Below are 17,671 nucleotides of genomic sequence, written 5' to 3'. Positions count from 1 at the left end.
CGGCAGGCGGCCACCGCCGCATGAAAGGATCGCATCCATGCCCACGCCCGGCACCGCCCTGCCACCCGCACTCGAAGCGCACACCCTCCTCGTCGCCGCCGTCATCGTCCACGATCAGGAGCAGGAACGGGTGCTGCTCATCCGGCGAGGACGTGAGGCGAAGTTCGCACCTGACCATTGGGACCTCCCTGTCGGCAAGGCAGGTAAGGGCGAGGTTGTCACCCAGACTGCAGTCCGTGAACTCAAGGAGGAGACCGGACTGGTCGTTGACCCCGCCGACCTCCGCGTGGCCGGTCTGATCCACTGCTCCTGGGGCGTCGAAGCACCGAACGGCTTCGTCACCGTCGTCTTCGTCGCCAGCACTTGGAGCGGCGACCCCGTCAACGCCGAACCGCACAAACACGGCGACGTCGCGTGGCATCCGGTCGACGAAGTGCCCGAGGCATTCGTGTCGACCACACGGACCGCACTGATCAACTACCTCAACAGCGGTCCCATGGTGACCACCGAAGGCTTCTGACGGCGGAGCCGCTCATTCTCGGCATTGATGACCTGCGGCCACTGCCTCGGGCTTCGTGCGTCGCCCGCACCAGCAAGGAGGGTATCCGGCTCCTCCAGGAACACCGCGACGAATTTATCGACGAACTCTGGCTCGACCACGACCTGGGCGGTGACGACAGCATCATGCCGATCGTGACGCTCCTTGAGGAGGCGGCCTTCAACGGGGAGCCCTTCCAGATCGGAACGATCTTCGTCCACAGCGCCAACCCGAGCGGCGCGGAGACCGTCGTCCGCGTCCTCACATGGTGGCCTTTATGAGCGGCCAGGACGCCTCGCCGAGCTCCTCCAGGGCCGCCGCCTCCTCCCGCAGCGCGGCGGGATCGGCGCCATGCAGAGCCTGATGGTCCAGGTCGGGCATACGATCCCGGACACGGTAACCGACCATTTCGTGATGGTGTACGCCGAGCCGATGACGTGGTTGAAGCAGTACTGGGCCGGTGAGTCCAGCTCCAGCGAGGTGGCGCGTACCGCGAACGTCCACGTGCAACCCTGGTCCGTCCGGCCTACGATCCGGCCGCCGGCCGCCTTCGTGAACGCGATGGTCCCGATCTGCGGAACCTGGATCTCCGGGCTGGGAGAGCAGTTCAAGCCCTGCTCGGGGCACCTGATGACCGCGACGTTCCGCATGCTCTCGCGGTCGGGCTGGTCGTAGTTCCACGTGCCCAGGTACTCGTGCCCGCCCGAGTCCCCGGCCTGCGCCATGGCGGGTCGTGGCGCGGCGAGGCCGAGGGCGGTCAGGGCCACCAGGCTCAGCAACAGAAGCGCGGCCGACTTGGCCGCTCGGGTGCTCAAGGTCGTCGTCGGCCTGGCCGCGTTTCTCGTCGTCCCTGACCCGCCGGGACAGCATGTGGTCGGCGATCTTGCGCAGGTAGGCGAGATAGCAGAGCGGGGCGATGCCGTCCCAGTGGGGTCGCGCTTTCTCGAATGCGTCGTGGACGATGCCCTCGGTGTCGGCCACGTTCTCCGCGAGGTTGCGTTCGCGGGCCTGCCGGCGGACGTACCTCAACAGCGGCTCGCGGTACTTGCGGTAGCCCTGTTCATACGTCAGCTTGCGCGGCGGTAGGGGCACGGGCCCGCCAGCGTCGTCGCCGGCAGGCCCGAAGCGGATGGCGCCGATGTTCGACCTACGGGTGCGAGAGGTGTGGCGGGGACGGGGGGCTCGGAAAGGCGGCTCTGGAATGGTTGACGGGTTACCTGTTCGAGGAGTTTCCCAAGGTGACGCGGATCGAGGGGAATATACGGCAGGACAACCACGCGATGCGGGCCGTGTTCCGGAAGTGCGGGTATGTGAAGGAGCCGCATTATCGGGAGGCTTGGCCGGCCCCTGATGGCAGTGTTCACGACTCGATCGGGTATGCGATTCTGCGGCGTGATTGGCTGTCGGGGACGGTGACGGCGCCCGATTGGGAGGACGAGCCCGCAGGGGACGTCCGCCAGGTGCCCTTCTTCTCCTTCAGGCTCTGACGCTGCCAGGTGGCCCCGTACCAGCTGCCTGCCGCCCTGGTACATCGAGATGGTCGCCGCTGCCGGACCCGCCGTTCTGTGCAGCTCTGGGAGGTCGGCGGGCGGGGACTGGTTCAGGTGGCCAGGGAGGTCGTGCGCTCGATGGCTTGGCGTCGGTGGATTTGCCTGATGTGCCGGAAGCAGTGACGTATTTCCAACTGACGATCATCCGACTAGGCTGGGCGCGTCTCTGCTATCTTCACTCACCGGACTGGATGTTCAGGGCGAGATGGCCAACGGGGCGACAAACGGCAGGCCGATCGGTCGCGACGCTGAGCTCAGCCTCCTCGCGAGCGCCGTGTCGGGCGCGGCAAACGGAGCCCTGCGGGCCGTAGCGGTGCGTGGCGATCCGGGAATGGGAAAGACCCGCCTACTCACTGAACTGGCCGATCTGGCCCGGGCCCATGGCTTCGCCGTCCATCACGGTCAAGCGACCGAGTTCGAACGTGACGTACCGTTCGGCGTCTATCTCGCCGCCTTCGAACCCCAGCAGGGTGATCGAAGCCGCGACGCGCAGCGCGCGCTGACCGAGTTGCTGCTGGACGCCACCGGGCCGTCCGAGGCCCGGCGCGCGGGGCTCGACCGCTACCGGCTCTTCCAGCAAGCGCGGCGGCTCATCGAAGTCCAGGGGGCCGCCGGCCCGGTCGCCATCGTGCTCGACGACCTGCACTGGGCGGATCAGTCCTCTGTGGAGCTGACCGAGTATCTGCTACGCCGCCCGCCGCGGGCGCCGTTGCTGCTCGCCACCGCGTACCGCGCGGCCCAGGTGCCCGCCGGCATCGCCCGGGCCGTCTCCCAGCTCGGCGACGCGACTGTCCACATCAGTCTCGGTCCCTTGGGCGAGAGCGACGTGGCGGCGCTGTTGCCGGAGGCGGACCGCGGCCGACGCCGGCTCCTGTACCGCACCACCCACGGAAACCCGCTCTACCTTCAGGTGCTCGCCGACGCCAGCGTGGAGACGCTCACCGCCCTCGCGGAGGCCGGGGACACGGCGACCGGCGCACCCGAGCGGGCGCTCCTAGACGTACTCAGCACCGAACTGACCGCCCTGACGCCGGATGTCCGACAGGTGGCCTGCGCGGCGGCGGTGGCCGGCGAACCGATTTCGTTGGACCTCGTCGCGTCCATCACCGAACTGCCCGAGTCCACCCTCGATCGCGCCATCGACCACCTGGTCGGCGTTGGCCTGGTGGTCGAGGCCGACGCCTCTTTCCGCTTCCGTCACCCCCTGGTACGGGCCGCGGCGTACTGGATGGCCGGCGCGGCCTGGCGATTACGCGCACACGATCGGGCGGCGGAGTATCTGCGCGCCAACGGCGGCCCGCTGCAACTGCTGGCTCACCACACCGCACGATCGGCGCAGCACGGCGACCTGCAGGCGGTACGGACGCTGGAGGCGGCGGCCGCGGCGGCTCTGGACGCCGCTCCGTCCACTGCCATCCGGCTGTTGCGGACAGCGATCCGGTTGTTACCGGATGAGGCGGACCGGGCCTCGTGGCGAGTCCAACTGCAATGGGCACTGGGCCGCGCGCTGGGGGTGACCGGCGATCTGGCGGCCAGCCGGCAGATCCTGCAGGAGGTGATGCGGGCACCAGGGCCGCTGCGGATCGCGGCGGTGAGCTTCTCCTCGATGGTCTATCGCCTGCTCGGCGACTTCGACGAGGCGAAAGCACTCGTCTCCACCGAGCTGACCCGGCCGCAAGCGCGCGACCGGTCGACCAGCCTGGCCCAGGTCGGGCTGGCCGCGGTCGAGTTGATGGGGCGAGAGCCGAGAAGAGCCCGGCTCGCGACCGCCGTCGCGCTCCAGTCCCTGAGGGACGCGGACGACAAGGCGCTGGAATCAGCCGCCCGCACCATCCACGCGCTGGCCAGTCTGCGCGACGGCGACGTGGCACAGAGCCGAAGCGAGGCCGACCGGGCGGCGTGGTTGACGGACGCCATGACCGACGACGTGCTCGCGCCGCACATTGAGCTGGTCGCGCCGCTGGCCTGGAACGAGATCCACCTGCGGCGCTACGACGACGCGTCGCGGCATCTGCGCCGCGCGCTGGACATCGCCTACCGTGCCGGGCGTAGCCACAGCGTGCCGTACCTGCTCATCGTCTTGTCCGCGCTGAACGAGCGGCAGGGCCGGCTGGCCGAGGCGGTGACCGCCGCCGAGGAGGCCCGCGAGGCGTCCCGGCTGATCCACAGCCGGGAGACCCTGGCCATGTCCAGCATCCTGTTGCTGCGTCCGCTGTTGTGGCGGGACGGACCGCGGGTCGCCCTGGAACTGGCCGAACGGATCTCCGGGACCCGGCCCCGGTCGGGCTGGTGGTCCGGGCTGGCGCAGCTCGACCTCGCGCTGGTCTACGCCGAGGCCGGGCAGCCGGACCGCGCTCTCGCCGTGTTGATCGGGGAGAACCCGGCCGACGAATGGACCAGGACGTACTGCCTGGCCCTCCAGGCGATGACCACAGCCACCGCCGGTGCCCAATCCGAGGCCGGCTCGCTCGCCGAACACGCCCTTTCCCGGGCGATGAAGTCGGGTCTGTCCCATCAGCTGGGATTTGCGCATCGGGCGCAGGCGAAGGTGCTCATGCTTTCCGGGCGATCGAAGGAAGCGGCCGTTCACGCGGCGCGGGGCGCCGACCATTTCGCCGCCGCCGGCGCGCCGGTCGAGGAGGGGCTCACGCGGCAACTCGCCGCCGAGTTGCATGCCGCTCTGGGCTCGGTGGTGAAGGTGCGGAACGAGATAGGCCGGGCCAAATCCCTGTACGCCGCCGCCGGGGCGGCCTGGTTGTCCGCCGCGTTGGCCCGCGACGAACGCCGGCTGGCCGCCCGAGTGCCCCGGGGACAGCGGCAACCGGCCGGTCCGCTCTCCGCGCTCACCACCCGGGAACGGCAGATCGCCGACCTCGCGGTGGGCGGATTGACGAATCAGCAGATCGCAGAGCGGCTGTACCTGAGCCCCAAGACCGTGGAGGCTCACCTCTCCCGCACCTTCGCGAAGCTCGGCATCCAGTCGCGCGCCACGCTCAGCCAACACCTGACCGCGGACGCGCAGGCCCGGGACGACTGAGCAGCCGCCGGCTCGATGTAGGGGGTGGAGTAAGGGACCGCCCGATGCTAGCGACGGCCGCCGTGGAGCATGCTGCTGCGGCAAGCCACGCGATCAACGAGGGATCTCTTTCATGCCACCTTCCCGTGTCAAAAGACGTACCCGGACACGCGTCGTATTGACGGCGCTGTTCGCCGTCCTGGGGCTGCTCCTGTCGGCCGCTCCGGCCAGCGCCGATCTACCGTCGCCGCCTCGGCCTACGCTGCTGCCTACGCCGATACCCGGCGTTCCGCTCCCGACGCTCCCGCCGCGACCGATCCCGCTACCGTGCCCGCCGACCTGTGTCGACCCGCCGGGACCGGCTCCCTACGACGCGGTGGTCTACGGCGACAGCTACACCAGCGGCGAGGGCGCGAGCCACAACCACACGTACGTGACGAAGTCCGATGGTACCGAGGACTTCACCCACAAGTCCGGTCTGGCCCCCTTCTCCGTGGCCTGGACGGCCCTGGAAATGGGCCGCTACCCGTTCTACAAGCCGACTCTCACCTCGGAGTCGATGCCCAAGTCGTTCGCACACGATCAGCTCTTCTTCAAGGCTTCGTCCGGCGCGTGGATCAAACACCTCAATGAGCCGCAGATGGAAAAGAAGGGCGGAACGGTCGTCCGCAACCCGCCACAGGCCGAGGACGTCCCGACCATGGCCAAGCTCGTCTACTTCGGGCTCGGCGGTAACGACGCCGGCTTCGCCGACCTGGTCAGCACCGCGGTCGAGGCGTTGCTGCGCCCGAACTGGAGTGGCTTCTCAGTGGACGGGTGGAAGCGGAAGCAGGAGAAGGCGGTCGGTCTCGAGGTGAGCCGGCTGCAGCCGCGAGTCGACGACCTGAAGGCCAGGATCGACCAGGGGCTGTCGAACGTCCGTGAAACCCACCCGCAGGCTGAGATCGTGGTGGCGCTCTACCCACTCCCGGTCAAGCCGTCGGACAACGCCGGCATCCCAGCGGTCACCGGCCGGAGCATGGACCTGATGTATTCCTTCGCGACCAAGGTCAACCAGGCTATCAGGGACGGGGTCGCACAATTCCAGGCCGGCCATCCGCAGACCACAGTCCACATCTTCGACCCCAACACAGCCGGCCCGAACGGCACCAGCGTGGTCGCGGGACATGAACTCGGCCAGCCCGACTCCTACTTCCAGGGCGTCGTCTTCCGCAAGGAACTCGGCCTGAAGTTCCAGGCGTTCCAGGAGAGCTTCCACCCGAACGAGCTCGGTGCGGTGGCCATCGGCAAGGCGCTCGCGACCTTCCTGGCGGCCAAGATGCCGACGCTCTTCCCGAAGGGGCCGAACTTCGGCGCCGTGACCATCAATCCGCAGCCATTGGTCGCGGCCCCGGAAGATACCCAGGCCCTCGAGGACTGGGTGAACGCTCCCGAAGCGCCGCAGATCTGCGAGGACACCGACATCGACAGCGTGTGCCGCTTCATCACCCCGACCGGCATCGTCCTGTCCACGGACCTCTGGTTCGACCCTCACAAGGTCCTGCCGTTCCCCGGCCCCCCGGTTCCCGGCGGCCCCGACACCGGCTCATCCGGCGGCGGTGGCGGCGGTGGCGGAGGGTCGCCCTCGATCCCGACCGACTACATTCCCAAGGACCCGTGCGACATCTTCCGGCCGGTCGTCAGCGAGTTCTACGAGGGCGTGCAGGTCCAGGGCGGACCGCTGCAAACCCCGATCACCATAGAGGGCATGCTCATGGCTCCCAAGAAGCCCCAGTGCATCCCAGGCATCGGACTGGTCTTCTGGGACTGATCTTCGAGTAACCGCCGCCTCCTCACGGCCACGAGCCGCCGCCCCGACCGGTTCCGTCGGGGCGGCCGGCGATGTAGGGGGTGGAGTTTGGGACCTCCCGATGCTACCGACGGCCGCCGTGAAGCATGCTGCTGCGGCAAGCCACGCATCACGAGGAAGGCGTCACAGCCGGTTGCGCTCCTTGCTGCCTGGAGTCGCGGGGGAGAACCGGGCGAGCGTGGCCTCAGCGAGGCTGACGGCCGCGGCTCTGCTCCAGTGCATCACACGTCGGCCTACGGCGACGGCCAGATGGCCGGCAATGGCTCCGGCCCCGGCCGCGATGAACGTGTTCATCAGGTCGTGGGCGAACAATTCTGCCTCCGATAGGGGGATGGGCGGCCGGGGCCGCTGTTGTACTCGCGTGCTGTCACCTAGGGAGAGGCGTGTTGCCGCAGAGATCTGACGAAATTCGTTCCAAGATCTTTTGCGACGCGGTGAGCTACAGAAACGCAGCGGCCCGGGCATGGTGTCCGGGTCCGCTGTTGTGATGGGGAGATCAGACGGTGATGGCGACGCGCTGTCCAAGGCCCGAAGGTGTTCATGGGTCTCCCTGATGTCAGCAGCCGGACAAGTTGTCGGCGTCGTAGGCCGCCGACAGTTCATCGGGGTTGCCGTCCAATAGCACGCCGTACTTGCCGAACTTCAGTGGCGTCGGTGACCCGCCGCCAGTTCCCGGCGGGAGCGGGCGGCGAGCTTGGCGGCCCAGAGGAGGATTTCGGGGGTCGTGTAACTGCCGTCCGGGTTCGTGGCGGGCTTAAGGTTCCGATCAGGCGCGGTTGACGGGTGGAGGGGGCCGCCCCCAGTCAAGGGGAAGGCGGTGCGAGCAGCGCCTCCAGCGATGCCCGCCAGATGTCCCCGGGGGTCGCGGTCGCGGGATCCCTCGGGGGAAAGGTCGGGGTCGCGCCCCGCGTCTTCTTGAAGAAACTGGTCGGGGACGTGCTCGACCGGGTCGACCAGTTCGCCGACTTCGATCCCCGCGTGCACTATCAGCTCACGGTGGGAACCGGGGACCTCAACGAGATCGAGCGCAACGCCGTGTCCGCTGACGCCCTCTCGGGTGGCTGCGTTGACGATATCAAGCTGGAACTCTCTTGAGCGCCGGGAATCTCCACCCGGTCGTGCTACACCACATCGTCAACACCCTGGGCTGGCCTGGGCTCCGCCCAATGCAGGAAGCCGCAGTGGATCCTGTGCTGGCAGGTTCTGACGTGCTGCTGCTCGCTCCCACGGCGGGCGGTAAGACCGAAGCTGCGATATTTCCGCTGCTCAGCTCGATGGCATCGGAGAACTGGCGCGGGCTGTCGGTCCTCTACGTCTGTCCGATCAAGGCGCTGCTCAACAACCTGCTGCCCCGCCTGGAGGCCTACACGGGATGGACCGGTCGCCGCACGGCGCTCTGGCATGGCGACGTGACCGGTCCCCGCCGCAAGCGGATCCTGCGTGATCCCCCGACGTGCTGCTGACGACGCCCGAGTCGCTGGAGGCGATGATGGTCAGCGTCAACGTCGACCACCGGCAGTTCTTCGCCGACATCCGGGCGATCGTCGTGGACGAGGTGCACGCGTTCGCGGGGGACGATCGAGGCTGGCACCTGCTGGCCGTACTGGAACGGCTGACGCACATCGTCGGTCGGCCGATCCAGCGGATCGGCCTCTCCGCAACCGTAGGAAACCCGCCCGAGCTGCTGGCCTGGCTTCAAGGGTCAGGGGCGGGGCGCTGTACGGGAACGATCCTCGCTCCCGATCTGAAGGCGGCAGCTGTACGGAGAATACCCCCCGGAGAAGTCCAGCTCGACTACGTCGGTTCCGTCTCCAACGCCGCCGCGGCTATCGCGGGGCTACACCGGGGCGAGAAGCGACTCGTCTTTTGCGACTCCAAACGGCTCGTCGAGGAACTCGGCTTTGCGCTACGCGCCCGCGGCGTGACCACGTTCTGTCGCACGCGTCGCTCTCGGTGGACGAGCGGCGGCAACCCGAGCAAGCGTTCGCCGAGGCCCGGGACTGCGTGATCGTGGCCACTTCTACCTTGGAGCTGGGCATCGATGTTGGCGACCTCGACCGGGTCATCCAGCTGAACTCGCCAGCCAGCGTCGCGTCGTTCCTCCAGCGGCTCGGCCGCACCGGCCGTAGGCCAGGCACCAGTCGGAATTGCCTCTTCCCCGCCCTCGATGAGGAGTCGTTGCTGCAGGCGGCCGGGTTGCTTCTGCTCTGGGGAGAAGGTTTCGTCGAGGCGGTCAAGGCGCCGCCTGAACCACGGCACATCGTGGCCCAGCAGATCCTCGCCCTGTGCCTTCAGGAGCACCGCGTTGGTGATCGAACCTGGCAAGAGTGGTGGAATGGGGTTGAGCTGTTCGGTCCCTCGGCACTACCGATCCTTAGACATCTGGTCAGCCAGGGTTACCTGGACAGCGACGATGGCATGCTCTTCGTCGGACCCGAGGCCGAACGCCGTTTCGGTCACCGTCTGTCCATGGACATGACGGGCGTCTTCACCTCCGCCCCGGAATTCACCGTACTGTCGGGACGCAAGGAGGTCGGTCGGACCGACCCCGCACTGCTGACTGAAGAGATCGAAGGCCCGCGACTGTTGCTGCTGGCCGGGCGGACCTGGCGGGTGACGTACATTGACTGGTCACGGCGGCTCGGCGAGGGCTGCGCTCTCCGACGACAGCCAGGGCGGCGGATTTCGCAGCAGACCTGCCACATGCTGAGCCGACCAGCGGCCGCTACCGGGACGTAGCTGCCGGATCACATCGACCGGCAGGCTGAACAGCTCGGCCACCGATGCGTCGGAGAGCCGGGTGGCGGCGCGGATGGCCGCGTCGACGGCTGCCTGCTCGGCGGCGAGCAGGCGTTGGAAGCGCTCGGCGTCCGCCTTCGCCGCGTTGACCGAGACGGGGTCGAATGTGCGGTCCGGCAGGCGGCGGAGCAGGCTGGTCTCGACCGCGAGCTCGACTTCCCAGACGGCGAGGCCGAGCTCCTCGCGCACCTTCTTCATGCCCAGACCGCGTGCCATGGACAACAGTGTGCTGGCGGCCTACGACAGTTTCGCGGACTGATATCGATGGGCGCGACAGGTAAGTAACCGTTACTGTACAGAGAGTGAAGTCCTTTAACACGACGGGTCCGTGTCGGCCGGGCAAGCACTTCATGCTGCCCCCGATTCCCCGGATCCCCGAGGCGCGGGAGCTGATCGACGAGGAGAAATACTTCGTCATTCGCGGGCCACGCCAGAGCGGCAAGACGACCTCGCTCCAGGCCCTGGCCGCCGAATTGCGGGACGAGGGCGAGTATGCGGCGGTATATCTCTCGTGCGAGAGTGCCTCCACCCGGCCCGATCAAGCCGCCCCGGCTGAGGTGCGGATTCTCTCCGTGATCGCAGCCAATGCGCAGGATTCTGGGCTGCCACAAGAGTGCTTGCCGCCGGAGCCGTGGCCGGAGGCTCCTGGAGGCAACCGACTGCTCAGAGGGCTCTCCGCATGGGCTCGCCGCTGCCCGCGCCCGGTCGTGCTGCTCATGGATGAGATCGACGCGATTCAGGGCGATGAGTTGATCAGCGTTCTCCGGCAGCTCCGTGAGGGATACAACGGCTACCCAGTGCCGTTCCCACACAGTGTGGCGCTGTGCGGGATGCGTGACGTGCGCGATTACAAGGCAGCCTCGGGCGGCGACCCGTCAAGGCTGGTCGGCCCCTCGCCGTTCAACATCCTCGCCGAGTCGATGCGGCTGGCGGACTTCACCTTCGAGCAGGTGGCCGAGCTGTACGGCCAGCACACCGACGCCACCGGCCAGGAGTTCACCGCGCACGCGATCCAGCGTGCCTTCCACGCCAGCCAGGGGCAGCCGTGGCTGGTCAACGCCCTCGCCCGCGAGATCATCCGCAAGATGCGCATCCCGGAAAGCCAGTCGATCACCGACGAGCACATGAACCAGGCGGTCGAGCGGCTAATCGTCGCCCGCGCCGTCCACCTGGACTCTTTGGCCGCCAAGCTACGTGAGGACCGCGTCCAGCGCATCATCGAGCCACTCCTCACCGGCGAAGTTCGGGAGAATGTCTATGACGATGACCTCGCCTACGCCCGCGATCTCGGCCTCATCACCCAGAAACCACCAGTCCAGGTCGCCAACCCGATTTATCAGGAAGTCATCTTGCGCGTCCTCAGCCAGGATGTCGAGGCTGAGATCCGGCTCGACCGCTCAGCCTTCCTCACCCCGGACGGGCGGCTCGACATGCCCGCGATTCTGCAGGGGTTCCTCACCTTCTGGCGGCGCAACGGCGAGATCCTGCAAAGCCGCGAGACCTATCACGAGGCCGCCTGCCACCTGATCTTCATGGCTTGGCTGCATCGGGTGGTCAACGGCGGCGGTGTGATCGACCGTGAGTACGCCCTGGGCCGTGGGCGCATGGACATCTGCGTCCAATGGCCCTACGCAGACGCCGACGGCAAGCGCGGCTGGCAGTGGGAGGCCATCGAACTCAAGGTCCATCACCCCAGACGGCCCGATCCCGTCGAAGAGGGCCTGCACCAGCTCGACGGTTACCTCGATCACCTCGACCTGAGCCACGGCACCCTCATCGTCTTCGACCGCCGGCCCACCGCCCCGCACCTCCTGGAGCGCACCGCCATCGAAAAGGTCACCAGCCCGCGCGGTCACGCCGTCACCCTCGTCCGGGCATGAAGGGTCACACGCTGACATCCAGGGAGTCAGGCCAGGTGACGCCGACCCACGGGTGCGGTAGGCCCAGCCGTACCCGCGGATGGGCCGCGTACCGCAGGCAGGCGGGGACGGGGACGGACGCGTCGGGGATGAGCGCCGGTCCTTCGTCCGCGACCGATAGCGCATGCACAGTCCTTCCATCCGCCTGTACGGCTCTGCAAGCGCCGCTGGCTCAGTTGGTTAGAGCAGCTGACTCTTGATCAGCGGGTCCGGGGTTCGAGTCCCTGGCGGCGCACCACTTCTGATCAGGCCCGATTTCCCTCATAGGGATCGGGCGTGCCAGTGGCGGACCGCGGTCGGCTCCGGCCGGAGAACTGGGCGGTATGGCAGGCCGCAAACAGCTGACTTACGGCTCTGGATGGGTTTCCAGGAGTTTGGCGGCGGCGTGTGGGTCCATGAGCGTGGACCAGATCTGCTCATTGCCGATCAGGGCGCGTTCTGGCATGCGAGCTTCGGGTGCCCAACTGCGGGGGTCGCAGCCGGGTATGAGTTCCAGGACGAGGGCTACGAGATCGATGGGGACAGGGCCGGTGATGCGGACCGCGCAGTAGGTTTCGTGGCCGTCGTCGGCGCGCACCTGGATGCCAATCACGCTGGTGCCCAGGTCGGCGGCATGTTCGTGCCCGTCATGGAGCGAGGCACACGTCAGATGGTTGATCGTCTGGCGTAGCTGGCGCAGCGCACGGATGCCGGACTCGGCCTGGTAGCGGATGCGGTCTTCGTCGGCAGGCAGCAGGTGTCCCACGTAGGTGGGCCCGGAGATCGGCTGCGCGTGCTCGGCGTTGTAGCGGGCTCGGGCGGCTTTGGCTGTCGTTTCGAGGGCGGTGTAGAAGTCATCGGCAGCGCCGTCCTCGCGCGTGCCGGCGGCGATGATCCACGGCAGGTCGGCCTCCAGCCAGGCGGCGGCACGCCAACGCTGGATCTTCACCTTGAAGAGCACTTGATCAGTGATCGCACGGATCCGCTCGTGCGGGGTGGAGTCGTCGGCGAACTGGGCAGAGGCCTTGACCAGCACCGGATGGTCAATCTCATCGAGCGGGTCGTCGATCGGCGGGACTGGAAGGCGGAGGTCCTCGCGGAGGGCACGGAGGGTGGAACGGGCGCGCCGCATCGTGGGGTTCAGTCCTCCCGGACACCGCCGACCGCATTGATCTGCTCAGGGGTTAGGCCGGTGAGCAGGGCTACGCGGGCGAGGTTGGAGCCGTCGAGTTTGCGCATGGACTCCATCATCCTCGTGCGGATCTCCTCGCGCCGCAGTTCGAGGTATATCCGGACCGCTTCGGCGACCAGGTCCTTCTTGGTCAGCCCGAGAAAGTGCGCCCCGTCGGAGATCAGTTGGTCGACGTCGGGGTCAACCTTCAGCGGTGCGGTGGTCCGGCTCGCTTTCGGGTGAGCGTCGGGTCCCGTTGCCGTGGCCATCGGCACCTCCCCTATCGATGTCCTGGTACCACATGGTACCGAGCGATGAGGGGATTCACCACGCGCAGTCGGCGCTCCTGGCTTGACGGCTGCGTAGTCCTGCGGGTGAGACGGAGGCGAGGGTGCTCGTACGTCGAGAACTGTACGAGCACCGGAGTGGACGGGCCGGTGCGAAAATCAGCGGAGGCGCGTTCCTGCCAACGTCTAATGTGACGTGCGGGCTTGCAGGAGGTCGGCCAGGAGATGGAGCAGGGCCGCCGCCGTGGTCGCGGACGTGATGGCCTGTTCGCTGATCAGCCGCTGGATGCCCAGCACCGGTAGCCATTCGGCCCGTTCTCTTTCGTGAGCCTGGTCGCCGGTCGGCGCGGTCTTGTCGCCGACCGGCGCAGTCTGGTCGTTGGCCGGTGCGGCGACGGGGGTGGCCTGGTAGGCGACGAAGATCACGTGGTCGCTGTCGGCGACGTTCTCGGCGGTGCGGATCCGGATCAGCGGCATCAGGGGACCGGGCCGCCAGCCGGTCTGCTCCTCCACGAGACGGGCCGCGGCCCTCACCGGGTCCTCGTCCGGGCCGATCTCGCCGAGCGGGATCTCCCACCCCCACGTGTCGGTGACCGGACGGTGCCGCCACAGCAACAGAGCGCGCCCGCCATGAAAGACCACCGCTCCGGCGGCCTGCGGCGTACGGACGAAGGGTTGCTCCACGTGCCCGCCGTCGGTCAGTTCGAGGTCCACGACGCGAAGATCAACCCCATTCGCCGCGTAGAGCAGCCTTTCCGACCGACTCATGGGACGCTCCTCACCGATTCGCCGGGGACTCGCTCCTTTGAGCATACGCACGGGGATGAGCCGGCATCCCGGGCGCATGGACGTCGGTGGGGGAGATTAGCCTGGTAAAGGCCGGGGTCGGTTCGACCTGGATGTCATTGATGTCCCGACGTCTGACCGGAGGGAAGCGATCGTGGGGTCTTTCGCGGGCGGAGAGTTGCCTTCGGATGACGTCATCGTTCCGGCCCTGCGCGCGGGCGATGAGGCGATGTTCGCGGCGCTGCTCGACACCTGGTCTCGGGGCATGCTCCGGGTGGCCAGGTCGTACGTGCCCACCGACCACGCCGCGGAAGAGGTCGTCCAGGACACCTGGCTGGCGGTGATCGGCGGGATCGACGACTTCGAGGGCCGTTCGTCGGTCAAGACGTGGGTTTTCCGCATCCTGGTCAACGCGGCGAAGAAGCGCGGCGTACGCGAGAGGCGCACGCTGCCGTGGAGCGCCGTCAAGGACGACGGCGGCGCGATCGCGGGCCAGAGCATCGACCCGGTGCCGCCTGGCGGTTGGCGGGATCCGCCCGCGGCATGGCCGACGCCCGAGAAAGAGGTGTTGGCCTCGGAGGTGCGCGGCCTGATCGGCGAGGTACTGGCCAAGCTGCCGCCCCGGCAGCGGACCGTGATCACGCTGCGGGACGTGGAAGGATGCACCTCCGACGAGGTGTGCGAGATCCTGAAGATCTCCGCCGCCAACCAGCGGGTCCTGCTGCATCGCGCCCGCGTCGCGGTGCGCGGGTGGCTGGCGGACTACTTCGAGTTCGTGAGACAGCCGGACTGACTCCTTCTGGTCCGTGCGGCGGCCTGCTCCGTGCGGCGGCACAATAGGTGAAACGGTTCATTCAGCAGACGAGGGCGGTCAACGTCGTGAAGCGCTTCACATGCGGCGAGCTGGTGGAACTCCTCACCGCCTACCTTGACGACGCCCTTGATCAGCCCGAGCGCGAGGGCGTGCACGCCCACCTGGCCGCCTGCGAGGGGTGCGGCCGCTACTTAGAACAGTTCCGCGCGACCATCGTCGCCCTGGGCGAGCCGCCCCCGGAGAAACTTCCCGCCGACGTGCGCAATCGGCTCATGTCCGCCTTCCGCGAGCGTCGGCGGTCATGAGGCGCGAGCCCTCCATGTGACCGCTCATCCAATTACCCAAATCCATTTACCCGAGATTCGTGTGTAACGTTCGCGCGGCTCGTGGGTCTGTAGATGGGGCCACCGTTGCCGGCGGTGGACCGCTGGACCATCAGAGACCCATGCGCCACGCGAAGGGGAAACGATGATCGGGCTTACAGCCGAGAGTCCGCCGTTGCAGGACGCCTCGGAGGTGGTGGACTTCGCGCGTCGCTGCTTTTGTCCCGCCGCCGCGGACCTGGTGGGCGTGGAGCTGGAATTCCTGATCTTCGACCGTACGGCGGCAACGAGGCATGTCCCGCTGGCCAGGATCGAGCGGGCCATGCCCGAGCTGCCCGGTGGCAGCCGGTTGACCTTCGAACCGGGCGGACAGCTCGAACTGTCCGGCCCGACGGGCCCGTTGACGGAGTCGCTGGCCCGCCTGGCCGCCGACGTGGCCGCCGTACGCGCCGCCTTGCGCGCGTCCGGGCTGGTGCTGGCCGGGGTCGGTCTCGATCCTGTACGGCCGGCCCGGCGCCAGTTGCGTCTACCCCGGTACGACGCGATGGCCGAGTTCCTCGGCGTGCCGTACGGACAGCTCATGATGTGCTCGACCGCGTCGATCCAGGTCAACCTGGACCTGGGCGAGCGGCCGGTGGCGCGCTGGGAACGGGCGCACGCGCTCGGCCCCGTGCTGATGGCGGCCTTCGCCAACTCGCCGCTGCGCGACGGCCGGCCGTGCGGCTGGATGTCGGGTCGCCAGGCCGTCTGGGACCACCTCGACCGCTCCAGAACCTCGCCCGTGCCCGCCTCGGACGATCCCGCCGCGGACTGGGCCGAATACCTGCTGGATGCCCGGCTCATGCTGGTGCGGGAGGACGAGCAGAGCTATCGCACCGTCCGTGACGGCTCCAGCTTCCGCGACTGGCTGAACGCCGACGGCCGGCGGCGGCCCACCGCCGAGGACCTGGCCTACCACGCTACGACGCTGTTTCCACCGGTGCGGCCCCGGGGTTGGCTGGAGATCCGCTACCTCGACGCCCAGCACCCGGCGACCTGGCCGGTCTGTGTGGCCGTGACCCATGCCCTCGTCACCGACGACCGCGCCGCTGACGCCGCGATGGCCGCCGCGGAGCCGTACCGACAGCTCTGGGAGGTGGCGGCGCGGTGCGGGCTGGCCGACCCGCGCCTGCGCCGGGCCGCCGAGGAGTGCTTCCGCGCCGCGCTGGAGGCGCTGCCGCGCTGCGGCGCGGGTCCCGGCCTGGTCGGCGAGGTGGCCGCGTTCGCCGACCGGCACGTTAGCACGGGCCGCTCACCGGCCTCCTATCTGCTGGATCTCCCGAACTGGCCGAGCGACGAAGGATGGGAATGAACGACATCAAAGAACGTATCGCGGCCGAGCTCATCGCGGTGCGCGACCGGTCACTCACCTACACGGCCGCGGAGGACGACCTGCTGGTACGCCAGCACTCCCCGCTGATGTCGCCGCTCGTCTGGGACCTGGCGCACGTGGGCAACTACGAGGAGCTCTGGGTGCTGCGTGAGGCCGGGGGCATCGACCCGCTCCGGCCCGAGATCGACGACATCTACGACGCGTTCAAGACACCGCGCAAGGATCGCCCCAGCCTGCCCTTCCTGGGTCCGGCCGAGGCCCGCCGCTACATCGAGGGCGTACGCGGGCGGGTGCTCGACGTCCTCGACGCGATCGACCTGGACGGGCCCGCGCCGCTGCACCGCGACGGCTTCGTGTTCGGCCTGGTGATCCAGCACGAGCATCAGCACGACGAGACCATGCTCGCCACCCTGCAACTGTCCGGGCAACCCGGGCTGGTGCGCGACGGTGACCTTCCGCCGGGGCGGAGTGAAGGCCCGGAAGAGGTTTTCGTGCCCGCGGGCTCGTTCCTCATGGGCACCGACACGCTGCCCTGGGCGTACGACAACGAGCGGCCGGCGCATCGGGTGGACCTGCCCGCGTACTCGATCGACCGGCTGCCTGTCGGCAATCGCGCCTACGCGGCGTTCATCGAGGACGGCGGCTACGACGACTCGCGCTGGTGGTCCGCGGAGGGCTGGCAGTGGCGGCAGCGCAGCGGCGTCTTCGCCCCGCTGTTCTGGGTCAGGGACGGGGGTGCCTGGTGGCGTACCCGCTTCGGCCGTACCGAGCCGGTTCCGATGGACGAGCCGGTCCAGCACGTGTCCTGGTACGAGGCCGACGCCTACGCCCGCTGGGCGGGCAAGCGGCTGCCGACCGAGGCCGAATGGGAGAAGGCCTGCGGCTGGGACGCCCGGTCGGGGAAGGCGCACCGGTATCCCTGGGGTGAGGACGCCCCAGGCGCCGAGCGGGCGAACCTCGGGCATCGCGCCGCCCATCCCGCGCAGTTGGGCGCCTACCCGGCCGCGGCCAGCCCCTACGGGGCCGAGCAGATGGTGGGAGATGTCTGGGAATGGACCGCCTCCTGGTTCCAGCCCTACCCCGGTTTCCGCAGCTTCCCGTACAAGGAGTACAGCGAGGTGTTCTTCGGCGAGGAGTACCGGGTGCTGCGCGGCGGCTCCTGGGCGGCCGATCCGGCGGCGGTGCGGACCACGTTCAGGAACTGGGACTACCCGATCCGCCGGCAGATCTTCAGCGGCTTTCGCTGCGCCCGTTCGGAGCTGGTCTAA

22 protein-coding genes and 1 tRNA gene are annotated in these 17,671 nt (G+C 68.3%); 16 read left to right on the top strand and 7 right to left on the bottom strand.

Translation table 11 applies throughout. The features are described from left to right. The first annotated feature begins 37 nt into the window (after positions 1–37). Together AB0L53_RS22050 and AB0L53_RS22045 are read left to right on the top strand one after the other, a co-directional pair. Positions 38–520 (top strand): NUDIX domain-containing protein, encoded by a 483-nt coding sequence (locus tag AB0L53_RS22050; RefSeq protein ID WP_363996646.1) that lies wholly within the window; start codon positions 38–40, stop codon positions 518–520. Beyond that, a complete protein-coding gene (locus tag AB0L53_RS22045) occupies positions 415–819 on the top strand; it encodes a cyclic-phosphate processing receiver domain-containing protein (protein WP_363996643.1) in 405 nt (134 codons plus the stop codon). Before AB0L53_RS22050 ends, AB0L53_RS22045 begins: the two co-directional genes overlap by 106 nt. Here the strand turns inward: AB0L53_RS22045 and AB0L53_RS22040 are convergent. Continuing rightward, the gene (locus AB0L53_RS22040; protein WP_363996640.1) at positions 814–1,353 is read right to left on the bottom strand and encodes a hypothetical protein; all 540 of its coding nucleotides are present in this window, start codon (positions 1,351–1,353) and stop codon (positions 814–816) included. The genes AB0L53_RS22045 and AB0L53_RS22040 overlap by 6 nt on opposite strands. On the opposite strand from AB0L53_RS22040, the gene AB0L53_RS22035 reads away from it, so the two are divergent. The 4 genes from AB0L53_RS22035 (at position 1,346) to AB0L53_RS22020 (ending at position 6,914) form a co-directional block, all read left to right on the top strand. Beyond that, the gene (locus tag AB0L53_RS22035; RefSeq protein WP_363996637.1) at positions 1,346–1,624 is read left to right on the top strand and encodes a hypothetical protein; all 279 of its coding nucleotides are present in this window, start codon (positions 1,346–1,348) and stop codon (positions 1,622–1,624) included. The two genes, AB0L53_RS22040 and AB0L53_RS22035, sit on opposite strands and share 8 nt — an antisense overlap. 119 nt (positions 1,625–1,743) lie before the next feature. After that, positions 1,744–2,025 (top strand): GNAT family protein, encoded by a 282-nt coding sequence (locus AB0L53_RS22030; RefSeq protein ID WP_363996634.1) that lies wholly within the window; start codon positions 1,744–1,746, stop codon positions 2,023–2,025. A gap of 268 nt (positions 2,026–2,293) precedes the next feature. Continuing rightward, the gene (locus tag AB0L53_RS22025) at positions 2,294–5,125 is read left to right on the top strand and encodes an AAA family ATPase (protein WP_363996631.1); all 2,832 of its coding nucleotides are present in this window, start codon (positions 2,294–2,296) and stop codon (positions 5,123–5,125) included. Between the two features lie 157 nt (positions 5,126–5,282). After that, positions 5,283–6,914 (top strand): hypothetical protein, encoded by a 1,632-nt coding sequence (locus AB0L53_RS22020; RefSeq protein WP_363996628.1) that lies wholly within the window; start codon positions 5,283–5,285, stop codon positions 6,912–6,914. Positions 6,915–7,076: 162 nt separating this feature from the next. On the opposite strand, the gene AB0L53_RS22015 is transcribed toward AB0L53_RS22020, so the two are convergent. Then, positions 7,077–7,265, bottom strand: coding sequence for a hypothetical protein (locus tag AB0L53_RS22015; RefSeq protein ID WP_363996625.1), 189 nt, complete (start codon positions 7,263–7,265; stop codon positions 7,077–7,079). A 537-nt stretch (positions 7,266–7,802) separates the two neighbouring features. Between AB0L53_RS22015 and AB0L53_RS22010 the strand changes: the two genes are divergently transcribed. The 4 genes from AB0L53_RS22010 (at position 7,803) to AB0L53_RS21995 (ending at position 9,692) form a co-directional block, all read left to right on the top strand. Next, complete coding sequence (locus AB0L53_RS22010) at positions 7,803–8,048, top strand: BREX system ATP-binding domain-containing protein (RefSeq protein WP_363996622.1); 246 nt, start codon at positions 7,803–7,805, stop codon at positions 8,046–8,048. 86 nt (positions 8,049–8,134) lie between these two features. Continuing rightward, positions 8,135–8,416, top strand: a complete 282-nt coding sequence (locus AB0L53_RS22005) for a DEAD/DEAH box helicase (protein ID WP_363996619.1) — start codon at positions 8,135–8,137, stop codon at positions 8,414–8,416. Then, the gene (locus AB0L53_RS22000) at positions 8,407–8,961 is read left to right on the top strand and encodes a DEAD/DEAH box helicase (RefSeq protein ID WP_363996616.1); all 555 of its coding nucleotides are present in this window, start codon (positions 8,407–8,409) and stop codon (positions 8,959–8,961) included. Before AB0L53_RS22005 ends, AB0L53_RS22000 begins: the two co-directional genes overlap by 10 nt. After that, positions 8,907–9,692, top strand: coding sequence for a helicase-related protein (locus AB0L53_RS21995; RefSeq protein WP_363996613.1), 786 nt, complete (start codon positions 8,907–8,909; stop codon positions 9,690–9,692). Before AB0L53_RS22000 ends, AB0L53_RS21995 begins: the two co-directional genes overlap by 55 nt. On the opposite strand, the gene AB0L53_RS21990 is transcribed toward AB0L53_RS21995, so the two are convergent. Beyond that, a complete protein-coding gene (locus AB0L53_RS21990; protein WP_363996610.1) occupies positions 9,585–9,968 on the bottom strand; it encodes a hypothetical protein in 384 nt (127 codons plus the stop codon). The two genes, AB0L53_RS21995 and AB0L53_RS21990, sit on opposite strands and share 108 nt — an antisense overlap. Positions 9,969–10,054: 86 nt before the next feature. Here AB0L53_RS21990 and AB0L53_RS21985 point away from each other — a divergent pair, with 86 nt between their 5' ends. Further along, a complete protein-coding gene (locus AB0L53_RS21985) occupies positions 10,055–11,632 on the top strand; it encodes an ATP-binding protein (protein ID WP_363996607.1) in 1,578 nt (525 codons plus the stop codon). A 4-nt stretch (positions 11,633–11,636) separates the two neighbouring features. Here AB0L53_RS21985 and AB0L53_RS21980 read toward each other — a convergent pair whose 3' ends face one another. After that, on the bottom strand, positions 11,637–11,801 hold the full coding sequence (locus tag AB0L53_RS21980) for a hypothetical protein (protein WP_363996604.1): 165 nt from the start codon (positions 11,799–11,801) through the stop codon (positions 11,637–11,639). Between the two features lie 31 nt (positions 11,802–11,832). Here AB0L53_RS21980 and AB0L53_RS21975 point away from each other — a divergent pair. Next, positions 11,833–11,909: transfer RNA gene (locus tag AB0L53_RS21975), tRNA-Lys, on the top strand. 108 nt (positions 11,910–12,017) lie between these two features. Here AB0L53_RS21975 and AB0L53_RS21970 read toward each other — a convergent pair. The 3 genes from AB0L53_RS21970 to AB0L53_RS21960 form a co-directional block, all read right to left on the bottom strand. Continuing rightward, on the bottom strand, positions 12,018–12,782 hold the full coding sequence (locus tag AB0L53_RS21970) for a hypothetical protein (protein WP_363996601.1): 765 nt from the start codon (positions 12,780–12,782) through the stop codon (positions 12,018–12,020). Between the two features lie 8 nt (positions 12,783–12,790). Then, positions 12,791–13,090, bottom strand: a complete 300-nt coding sequence (locus AB0L53_RS21965) for a hypothetical protein (RefSeq protein ID WP_363996598.1) — start codon at positions 13,088–13,090, stop codon at positions 12,791–12,793. Positions 13,091–13,294: 204 nt separating this feature from the next. Beyond that, positions 13,295–13,876, bottom strand: coding sequence for an NUDIX domain-containing protein (locus AB0L53_RS21960; RefSeq protein ID WP_363996595.1), 582 nt, complete (start codon positions 13,874–13,876; stop codon positions 13,295–13,297). Between the two features lie 172 nt (positions 13,877–14,048). Here AB0L53_RS21960 and AB0L53_RS21955 point away from each other — a divergent pair, with 172 nt between their 5' ends. The 4 genes from AB0L53_RS21955 to egtB all read left to right on the top strand — a co-directional run bounded on the left by AB0L53_RS21955 (position 14,049) and on the right by egtB (position 17,671). Next, the gene (locus AB0L53_RS21955) at positions 14,049–14,687 is read left to right on the top strand and encodes a sigma-70 family RNA polymerase sigma factor (RefSeq protein WP_363996592.1); all 639 of its coding nucleotides are present in this window, start codon (positions 14,049–14,051) and stop codon (positions 14,685–14,687) included. 86 nt (positions 14,688–14,773) lie between these two features. Then, entirely contained in the window at positions 14,774–15,013 is a 240-nt protein-coding gene (locus AB0L53_RS21950; protein WP_363996589.1) for a zf-HC2 domain-containing protein, read from the top strand. Between the two features lie 163 nt (positions 15,014–15,176). After that, the gene (egtA, locus tag AB0L53_RS21945) at positions 15,177–16,382 is read left to right on the top strand and encodes an ergothioneine biosynthesis glutamate--cysteine ligase EgtA (protein ID WP_363996586.1); all 1,206 of its coding nucleotides are present in this window, start codon (positions 15,177–15,179) and stop codon (positions 16,380–16,382) included. Next, the gene (egtB, locus tag AB0L53_RS21940) at positions 16,379–17,671 is read left to right on the top strand and encodes an ergothioneine biosynthesis protein EgtB (protein ID WP_363996583.1); all 1,293 of its coding nucleotides are present in this window, start codon (positions 16,379–16,381) and stop codon (positions 17,669–17,671) included. Before egtA ends, egtB begins: the two co-directional genes overlap by 4 nt.

This window comes from Nonomuraea sp. NPDC052129 (genome assembly GCF_040680095.1).
Classification (GTDB): Bacteria; Actinomycetota; Actinomycetes; order Streptosporangiales; family Streptosporangiaceae; genus Nonomuraea.
This window is presented reverse-complemented; position numbering and strand designations above follow the sequence as displayed.